Consider the following 8,703-nt stretch of genomic DNA (forward strand, 5'->3'; position numbering starts at 1 on the left):
CGCCAGCGCAATGCGCAGGCGCGACGGCGTGCCGGCCGGCAGCGCGGCCAGCGTGGCGGCCACCGCCGCGCGCACCTGTTCGCCATCGAACGCGAAACCGAGCGCGCGTGCGCTGTGCGCCAGCCGCGCCAGGTGCTCATCGAGCCCGCGCGCCTCGCCGCGCTGTGCCCACAGCGTCTCGAACAGCTGGAAGCCCGGGTCCAGCCCGGTCAGGAAGCGCGCCTTCAGCAGGCATTCCTCGAACTCGTCGTCGGCGCGGCTGTCGAGCACGATGCCGGCACCGATGCCCAGCCGCGCCGGCCGCAGCCCGCGCGCCTCGGCGCCCAGCGTCAGCGTGCGGATCGCCACGTTGAGGCAGAAATCGCCGATGCGCGCCTCGCCCTGCGGCGCATCGACCCAGCCGATGGCGCCGCAGTACAGGCCGCGCGGCGTGGTTTCCAGCCCGGCGATCAGCTCCATCGTGTGGTGCTTGGGCGTGCCGGTGATCGAGCCGCAGGGGAACACCGCGCGCAGCAGGTCGGCGAAGCCGACCTCGGGCCGCACCCGCGCGTTGACCGTCGAGGTCATCTGGAACAGCGTCGCATACGGTTCGATCGCGAACAGCGACGGCACCTTCACCGAGCCGGTCTGCGCGATGCGGCCCAGGTCGTTGCGCAGCAGGTCGACGATCATCAGGTTCTCGGCGCGGTTCTTGATGTCGAGCGACAGCAGGCGTGCGGTCTCGCTGTCGCTCTCGGGCGCGCGGATGCGCGGCGCGGTGCCCTTCATCGGCCGCGCGGTGAGCAGCCCGGCCTCGTGGCGCAGGAACAGCTCGGGCGAGCGCGACAGCACATGCGGCGTCCCGGCGTCGGGCAACGCGATCAGCGCGCCATAGGCCACCGGCTGCCGCGCGCGCAGGCGGCGGTACAGGTCGACCGGCGAGCCCCAGGCCTCGCCATGCAGCCGGTAGGTGAAGTTGACCTGGTAGGTCTCGCCGTTGCGGATCGCCTCGTGGATGCGGTCGATCGCGCGCGTGAAGCCGGGCTTGTCGACGCTCGGGCGCAGGTTCATCACGCCGCTGCTGCCTTCTTCACCACTGCGCGCCGCGAGCCAGGCGTCGACCTCGTCGTTCGACAGCCGCGCCAGCTCGCGGAACATCAGCACCCGCAGCGACGCCGCATCGTCCGGCCGCAGCCGCGCATGCCCGGCCCGCATCAGCTTGGCGCCCCATTCGTAGTCGGCCAGCAGCACCGCATGCAGGCCGGCGCGCAGGTCGGCGTCGACCGCGGCCCACACGGCATCGAGCTGCGCCGGATCGACACAGCGGTGCTCGCGCTCGAAGCCGGTGTACAGCCGGCTGAGTGGGTTGCCGCGTGTCGCGTGGCAGTCGTCGAGCAGCGCAAAGCAACTCATGGTGGGCGCGGCCCGAGTTCATCAAGCAACGCCGAAGCCCGGGTCTCCCGGGCCGAAGGTGGCGCCCCTTGGGGGCAGGAGCGAAGCGACTGGGGGGCCATCTCCTAACTCCAGTCGTCCATGTCGTGCTTGATCTTGTGGCGGTTGGCGATCAGTTCGTCGACCGAGGGCTCGTTGTTCAGCGCGCGCCTGATCGCCAGTTTCGTCGCTTCGTGGTTGGTGCGGTACATGTCCTTCTTGTCCAGGTTCTCGTCCTTCGCGCAGCGCGGGTCGATCCACACCAGGCTGATGATGCACAACTCGTTGGCGATGTCCTTCGGGATCGTGCCGTCGATCAGGCAGTCGACCACCGCATCGGCCGTCGCGCTCTGCACCACGCCGCCATAGAGGTCGATGTTGGCGAAATCCTTCAGAGTGACCTTCGGCACGATGATGGTCGCCGGCCGCACCAGCTGGTTGCAGGCGCGGATCGCGAACATCGCGGTGTGGCCCTTGCTCTGCGCCATCATGTTCGCGAAGGCCTGGCCGACGGGGCCGTCGGTGCGGCCGATCAGGATCTCGGGCATCGCATCGGTGAACTGGCCTTCGCGCGCGAACACGGTGGCTTCGCCGGCGTGGAAGAGGTAGGTCTTGGTCATGGGGGTRCTTTCAGGTCGTCAGGATCAATTCGCCGCGGCCGTCCGTCGCCAGGTCGCCCAGGTGGCGCGCGATGGCGCGTGACGGCAGGCGCGCAAAGGGGCCGCCGTGCCGCGCGAGGTCGCGTGCCAGCAGCTGCCAGAACACCGGCGCCTGCGCCCCTGCCGGCACGAAGGTCGGGGCGATGTCCGGTGCCGCGCCCGCGAACACCACGCTGCCGCGCCGCATGCCGTAGCCCGCGTGCGCACCGGCCCGCCCGCCGATCGCGAGGGTGCCGGCCACCATGCGCGAGGCCAGGAAGTCGCCCGCATCGCCGAACACCAGCGCCGTGCCGCGCCGCATGCGGTCGCCGAAGCGCTCGCCGGCATTGCCCTTGACGAGCAGCGTGCCGCCGCGCATGCCGTCCATGCTGCCGGGCAGCGTGCTGGCAGCGAAGTCGCCCGCATCGCCATCGACCGTGAGCTGCCCGCCCGCCATCTCGCAGGCCGCCAGCAGGCCGACCGTGCCGTGCACCTGCAGCTCGCCGCCGGTCATGCAGCCGCCGGCGTAGTGGCCGGCCGGGCCGTGCACGGTCAGGCGGCCGCCCGCCATCTGCCAGCCGACGCGGTCGAAGCGCGACAGGTCGCCGTCGAACACCAGCGCGTCGTCGCCGTCGGCCTGGATGGTGAAGAACTCGCCCAGCGGCACCCGCGAGGCCCCATGCCCCACGGCAACCTGCCCGACCTGCGCCGCCGACAGGCCGCCCAAGGTGGCCGGCAGCACGCCGCGCAGGTCCACGCGCAGCGCAGGCGCGTGCCGCAGCGTCAGGCGCCAGCCGCTCATGTGGTGGCCTGCGCAGCGAGCAGCTTGCGCAGGTGGAAGTGGAAGGGCCCGAGCTTGCCGCCGTAGTTGCCGGCCGAGATGCGCAGCAGGCCGCCGGCCGCACCGAGCGCGATGCCGGCCTGCATGCCGGCGCGCATCGCCGCACCGACATCGGCCTCGGTCAGGCCGTCGATCACGATCTCCATCACGCAGCGCGTCTGCGGCGTGATCTCGCTCCTGGCCGCGAGGCCCGCCAGGCCGGGGCAGAACGCATCGTTGGTCGACGCACTCAGCGTGGCGTACTTGCTGCCGACCTTCGAGCCCGAACGCACCACGCCGCCCGGGAACGGCATGATCACGTTGGGCAGCGCCTGCATCGCGGCCACCGCCGCCTCGGCCACCGCGAGCGCGGCATCGGTGTCGCGGCACATCAGCAGCAGGTTGCCGCCGCCCACGCACTTGACGACGGCCGTCGTCTCCTGCGCGACGAACTCGCCGTCCATCACCGGCACGCGCCAGTAGCGCACGCCGTTGATCACCTTCGAGATCTGCCAGCCGTCGCCGAAGAAGCGCAGGTTCTTGCCGAGCGGAATGGCTTCGCCTTCGGCGATGCCGGCGAACACCGCGGTGGTCGGGCAGGTCAGCACGCATTGCCCGACACGCCGCTCCACCTGCTTCGCGAGCTCCTTGCCCGACATCGAGAAGATCAGCACGCTGACGCCGGGCCGGCCATCCGGCGTGTCGGCGGGGTCGAGTTCGCGCTCGATGCCGGCCTCGCAACCGCAGGCGATCACCGAGGTCGCGAAGCCGGTGGCCGACACCGCGGCGTGGCGCGCCCAGGTGGGGTTGTGCGCGGTGATCACGAGGCGCGTGGCCTTCATCGGGAAGGCCTCGGCGAAGCTGTCGTCGATCAGGACGCCGTTCTCGATCATGCTGAATGCTCGAAGCAGGCTGTCGGCAGCAGGCGCCCGCCGTTGCAGCAGGTGCACAGCTCGTCATGGTCGATGGCCACGGCATCGAAGTTCACCGAGCCGCGCGCCGCCAGGTGCTTGCGCAGGTAGCCCTCGATGCCGCGGTCGTACTCGGGCTCGACGAAGTGCGTTCCTCCCGTCGGCACCGCGGTGATGCGGCCGGCGCGGGCCACCAGCGTGCCGTCCTTGTAGACCCGCTCGGGCGTGCTGAACATCGCCTCGCGGTCGGCGTTCTCGCGGTAGACCGCGATGTCGGCCGCGGCGCCCACGCCGAGGTGGCCGCGGTCCTGCAGGCCGAGCAGCTTCGCCGGCCCGGCGCGCGTCATGATCGCGACCTCGTGCAGGCTCAGCTCGCGCGTGATCGAGCCGAGCGCGCTGTGCGCCGCCACGTCGGGATGCAGTTTCGCCAGCTGCTCGTCGCGAAAGCCCTTGTCCATCAGCAGCCGGATCAGGTGCGGGTAGCTGGTGAACGGCCCGCCGTTCGGGTGGTCGGTGGTCAGCGCGACGCGCCACGGGTCGTTCACGAGCAGGAAGATCTCCAGCCCGATCGCCCATTGCAGCGCATTCACATAGCTCTGCTCGCGGTAGCGGAACGGCACCACGCCGCAGCCGGCGTCGCATTCGATGTCGGCACCGATCCACTTGCGCGGGCTGGCGAGCCCCGACTGCGCATGCTGGCGCATCGTGTCGCCCGACGCGGTGACGGTCTGGCCGAACATGATCTGGCCGACGTCGATGCTGACGTTCGGGTTCGCGTTCACCGCCTCGGCCAGCTGCGCTGCGGCCGACGAGAACTTCTTCGCCCCCTCGGTGCCGTAGGCGTGGAACTGCACGTGCGTCAGGTGCGCCGGCAGGCCCTCGAGCGCGGCGATGGTGTCCAGCGTCGACTGGATGTTGCCGGCCACGCCGAGGTTGCTGCCGTGGATGTGCAGCGGGTGCGGCACCCCCAGCTCGCGCAGCGCGCGCGCCAGCGTGTGCACCACCTGGCGCGGCGTGACCTGCCAGTGCACATGGTGCTCGTCGACATCGAGCTTGCGCTGGTTGAACTTGAAGGCCGAGATGCCGGCCGGGTTGACCACCTTCACGCCCATCGCCTTGGTGGCATGGATGGTCCATGCCATGTAGTCGCGGATGCGCTCGAAGTCCTGCTGCTCGGCCAGCATCTGCAGGAACAGCTCGTCGTTGCCGAGCATCACGTAGGCGCCGTGGTCGAGGATGGGGGTGTCGCCCATCTCCATGTGCGTGTGGCGTGCGTTCGACGGCATCATCGCCGGCTCGAAGGCCGCGGTGTAACCCATCTCGACGTAGCGGTAGCCGGTGGCCAGCGTGCCCGGCGTGCAGCCGCCGCACGAGGCCAGTTCCAGCGGGTTGGTCGAGCGTGCGAACGGGTCGGCGCCGTGGCGCTGCAGCTCGGGCAGCAGCAGGCGCGACAGGTTGACCTTGCCGCCGCCGATGTGCGTGTGCATGTCGATGCCGCCGGCCATCACGACGCAGCCGCTCGCGTCGACCTCGTCGTCGACGGCCTCGYGCGGCGCGAGCGCGACGATGCGGCCGTCGCGCACGCCGAGGTCACGCACCTGGGGCCGGCCGTCGTTCGCCGGGTCGATGACCAAGCCGCCGCGCAGGCGCACGCTGCTCATGCCAGCGCTCCTGCGATGCGGTCGAGCACGCCGGCGAGCGTCGGCAGGCCGTCGTCATGCACCGCGAACAACGGCAGCATCACCGAGCCGTCGGCCCGGAACAGGTGCCCCGGCGAGCCGATGCCCGGCGTCGACACCGGGATGAACACCGCGGCCGGCACCCGCGCCAGTTCGGGGTGGCCCAGCACGAGGGTCGGCTGCGCGGTCGCCGGCGGGGCCAGGTCCGGATCGAAGCTGGACACCCACAGCAGGCTGTCGACCGCGGCGTCGGACAGCAGGCGCTGCGCATCGAAGCACAGCGGCTCGTGTTCCAGCCCGAGCGGCCCGGCGCGCGAGCGCAGCGGCAGGCCCGACAGCCAGGTGAACACCTGGTTCACCGTGCCGGCGCCGTTGCCGCCGCCCAGCCACATCGCCGCGGCACGGGTGCTCTGGTTCAGCGTGCCGACGGTGCGGTGGATGCTTTCGACGACCAGCGCGCCCTGGCGCGGCAGCGTGCGCGTCTCGCCGACGAACACCGCGTAGCGCGCCTGCCGCAGCTGCGTGGCCAGCGACTGCAGCGCCGCCGGTGCCTCGCGCACGGCACGCCCGGCGACCAGCGCGGACAGCAGCGCGACGGTGCTGAACAGGTCGCCGTGCAGCGGGATCGTGTCGACCGTGACGCCCGGACGCGCGCGCAGGCTGTCGAGCACCGCGCCATCGGCCGTGCCGCCGCCGAGCACCACCACCCGCCGCTGCGCCACGAGCGCCTCGCCGACGCCGCAGCGATCGAAGAACTCCGGCGCCTGCCGCACCGGCGTGCCGCCCACGCAGACGATCAGGTCGGCGCGCGTGCGCACCTCGGCCAGCGTCGTGAAGAAGCTGCCGCGGTCCTGCGTCGCGCGCAGCGTGGTCATCAGCGCCTCGCCCTCGGCCGCGTCGCAGATCGCCCCGGTCCGGCAGGCCAGGCGGTACAGCGCGCGGGCGCCCGACACATCGGTGCCCAGGCCGCCGAACAGCGGTTGCCGGCTCGCGGCGAGCACCCGGGCCGCAGCCGCGATGGCCTCGGCCAGCGAGCAGTCCTGGCCGTCCACGCGGGGGGAGGCCGTCGAGGRCCGGGCCGTGAACCGCGCCAGCGCGCGGCGGGCGCAGGCGCAGCCGCCGCCCGGCACGGGGTCCGACAGGATCAGGGCACCCGCGTCGTCGACCTGCACCGTGGCGGTGTCGCACAGCAGCAGGCAGAACGGGCAGGTCCAGCGTGCGGTGGCGGCGCGCGGGGTCACGGAGGTGTCGCTCATGTGCCGGTTTCAACGCAAGCGATGTGCCACGAGGCCCACCCCGGCAACGGCGAGGACGCCGCCGCTGCAGCGGCCAGAAGCGGGACACACTGTCTCGGTTCTGGCGGGAGGAGGGCGCTGCAGGCCCCCGGGGGAGCGCCTTCGGTTGGCACGAAACGTGATGCGTCCTCCCGTCATGGACGCATGTGCTTCAGATCAGGCAGGCATTCGGGGCAACCCGAGGTCGTGCAGGGCACTGGCCACCAGCCAGGCCGACGCACCGGCCGCGCCCGCGCGGGTCAGATCGGCAGCGCTGGCGATGCCGCCGGCACCGATCAGCCGGGTGTGCGGTGAGCGCGCGGCCAGTTGGCGCAGGGTGTCCAGGTCGGGCCCGGCGCCGGACCCGACGCGCTCCAGCGTCATCACGATGACGCGCGGCGGCCACAGCTCGGGGGCCTCCCAGCAACCGGCCGCGTCCAGCCGAACGCCTTCGCGGCGGTCGAGCGACAGGATGCCGCGCCCGGGCGCCGTGAAGCAGGCTTCGAGCGTCGCGCGCGAGCGCAGCGATTCGCTGCCGAAGACCGGCACCAGGCGCTGCGCCAGCGGCCCGAGCGCCGCATCCAGCGCGCGGGCCTGCGACACGTCGGCGAAGCCGGCGTCCAGCCAGAGCTCGATGCCCGGCAAGGCCTCGAGCAGTTGCCGCACGACGGCGAGCTGGCCCGCACCGCCCTGCAGGGCATCGAGGTCGGCGACGTACAGCTGTTGCGCCGCGCAGTGCTCGCACAGGATGCGCGCCACGGTGCGTGGATCGCTGCTGGCGCACAGCGCCGAGTCGATCGGCCGGTAGTGCTGCCGCTCACCCCGCACGGCGCGCACCACCTGGCCTTGCAGCAGGTCGATGACGGGAATGACAGTCATGCAGTTGAACCGAGGAGCATCGATGAAACGGGTTTTCGTCTACGAGTATCTCAGCGGCGGCGGGCTGATCCCGTCGGCCGGCGATGCCACCGTCAACGACGAGGCGGCGGCCGCCGAACTGCTGCCGCTCGGCCTGTCGATGCGCGATGCGCTGGCGCAGGACCTGTTGCAGGTCGACGGTGTGCTGGTGTCGGTGGCCACCAGCGCGCGGGCACCGCGCGTGCCGGGCAATGCCGAGCCGGTGCGGCCGCGGGGCGGCGAATCGCCGTTCGATTTCGTCGCGCGCCAGGCCGCCTTGCATGACGTGGCCTGGGTCGTCGCGCCCGAGACCGGCGGCCTGCTGGCGCGCATGCAGCAGGTGGTCGGTGCCGCGCGCTGGCTGGGGTGCAGCGCGCAGGCCATCGCGCTCACCTCGGGCAAGCGCGCCACGCTGCAGCACCTGGCGGGGCAGGGCGTGACGACGCCGCTCGCCTTCGAACACGTGCCGGAGGTAGACCGCTGGGTGGTCAAGCCCGACGATGGCGCGGGCGGCGTCGCGACCCGGGTGCACACCTGGCAGGACGACGCGCTGAGCGACTGGGACCGGCGTTCGACCGCCGGCAGCCCGATGGCCATCGAGCCCTGGGTCGACGGCGAACCGCTCAGCGTGTCGATGCTGTGCACGGCGCAGGGCAGCGAGGTGCTCAGCGTGAACCGCCAGAACATTGCCATCGATGCGGACGGCGCCTTGTCGTTCGAAGGGGTCGAGGTGAACGCGATCGCGCTCGACAGCGAGCGCGGGCGTGCGCTGTCGCGGCTGGCCGCGCAGGTGGCGAAGGGCATCCCGGGCTTGCGCGGCTTCGTCGGCATCGACGTGGTGTGGCACCCGCGCTGCGGGCCGGTGCTGATCGAGGTGAACCCGCGCGTCACCTGCGCCTACGTGGGCCTGTCGGCGGCGCTCGGCCGCAACCTCGCGGCCGACCTGCTGCGCGAGCATGCCCATGGATGACGCCACCGTCGTCGGCTGGGACATCGGCGGCGCGCACGTCAAGGCCTGCCTGCTGCAGCGCGGCCGCGTGGTCGATGTCGCGCAATGGGCCTGCCCGCTGTGGC

General features: G+C 72.0%; 8 protein-coding genes and 1 pseudogene. 2 read left to right on the top strand and 7 right to left on the bottom strand.

Annotation, left to right across the window (positions count from 1 at the left end; all coding sequences use genetic code 11):
• From pabB to AC1D12_RS16780, 7 genes are all read right to left on the bottom strand, one after another.
• The coding region (gene pabB / locus AC1D12_RS16750) for an aminodeoxychorismate synthase component I (protein WP_477841649.1) at positions 1-1,392 on the bottom strand (1,392 nt) is incomplete at its 3' end.
• A 104-nt stretch (positions 1,393-1,496) separates the two neighbouring features.
• Entirely contained in the window at positions 1,497-2,030 is a 534-nt protein-coding gene (gene fae, locus AC1D12_RS16755; protein WP_047502252.1) for a formaldehyde-activating enzyme, read from the bottom strand.
• A 10-nt stretch (positions 2,031-2,040) separates the two neighbouring features.
• Complete coding sequence (locus AC1D12_RS16760; RefSeq protein ID WP_477841652.1) at positions 2,041-2,850, bottom strand: formylmethanofuran dehydrogenase subunit C; 810 nt, start codon at positions 2,848-2,850, stop codon at positions 2,041-2,043.
• The gene (gene fhcD / locus AC1D12_RS16765; RefSeq protein WP_047502258.1) at positions 2,847-3,761 is read right to left on the bottom strand and encodes a formylmethanofuran--tetrahydromethanopterin N-formyltransferase; all 915 of its coding nucleotides are present in this window, start codon (positions 3,759-3,761) and stop codon (positions 2,847-2,849) included. Before fhcD ends, AC1D12_RS16760 begins: the two co-directional genes overlap by 4 nt.
• Complete coding sequence (locus tag AC1D12_RS16770) at positions 3,758-5,440, bottom strand: formylmethanofuran dehydrogenase subunit A (protein ID WP_477841653.1); 1,683 nt, start codon at positions 5,438-5,440, stop codon at positions 3,758-3,760. Before AC1D12_RS16770 ends, fhcD begins: the two co-directional genes overlap by 4 nt.
• Positions 5,437-6,714, bottom strand: coding sequence for a molybdopterin-binding domain-containing protein (locus AC1D12_RS16775; protein WP_477841655.1), 1,278 nt, complete (start codon positions 6,712-6,714; stop codon positions 5,437-5,439). The genes AC1D12_RS16770 and AC1D12_RS16775 overlap by 4 nt, the downstream gene beginning before the upstream one ends.
• Before the next feature lie 195 nt (positions 6,715-6,909).
• Entirely contained in the window at positions 6,910-7,611 is a 702-nt protein-coding gene (locus AC1D12_RS16780) for a HisA/HisF-related TIM barrel protein (RefSeq protein ID WP_477828781.1), read from the bottom strand.
• Positions 7,612-7,633: 22 nt separating this feature from the next.
• Between AC1D12_RS16780 and AC1D12_RS16785 the strand changes: the two genes are divergently transcribed.
• Positions 7,634-8,599 carry an ATP-grasp domain-containing protein gene (locus AC1D12_RS16785; RefSeq protein WP_477841657.1) on the top strand — a complete coding sequence of 322 codons (966 nt, stop codon included), beginning with the start codon at positions 7,634-7,636 and terminating at the stop codon, positions 8,597-8,599.
• Positions 8,586-8,703 (top strand): annotated as a pseudogene (locus tag AC1D12_RS16790) (hydantoinase/oxoprolinase family protein); the annotation flags it as partial. The gene AC1D12_RS16785 and the pseudogene AC1D12_RS16790, both read left to right, overlap by 14 nt.

This window comes from Rhizobacter sp. P1_G5 (assembly GCF_056405435.1).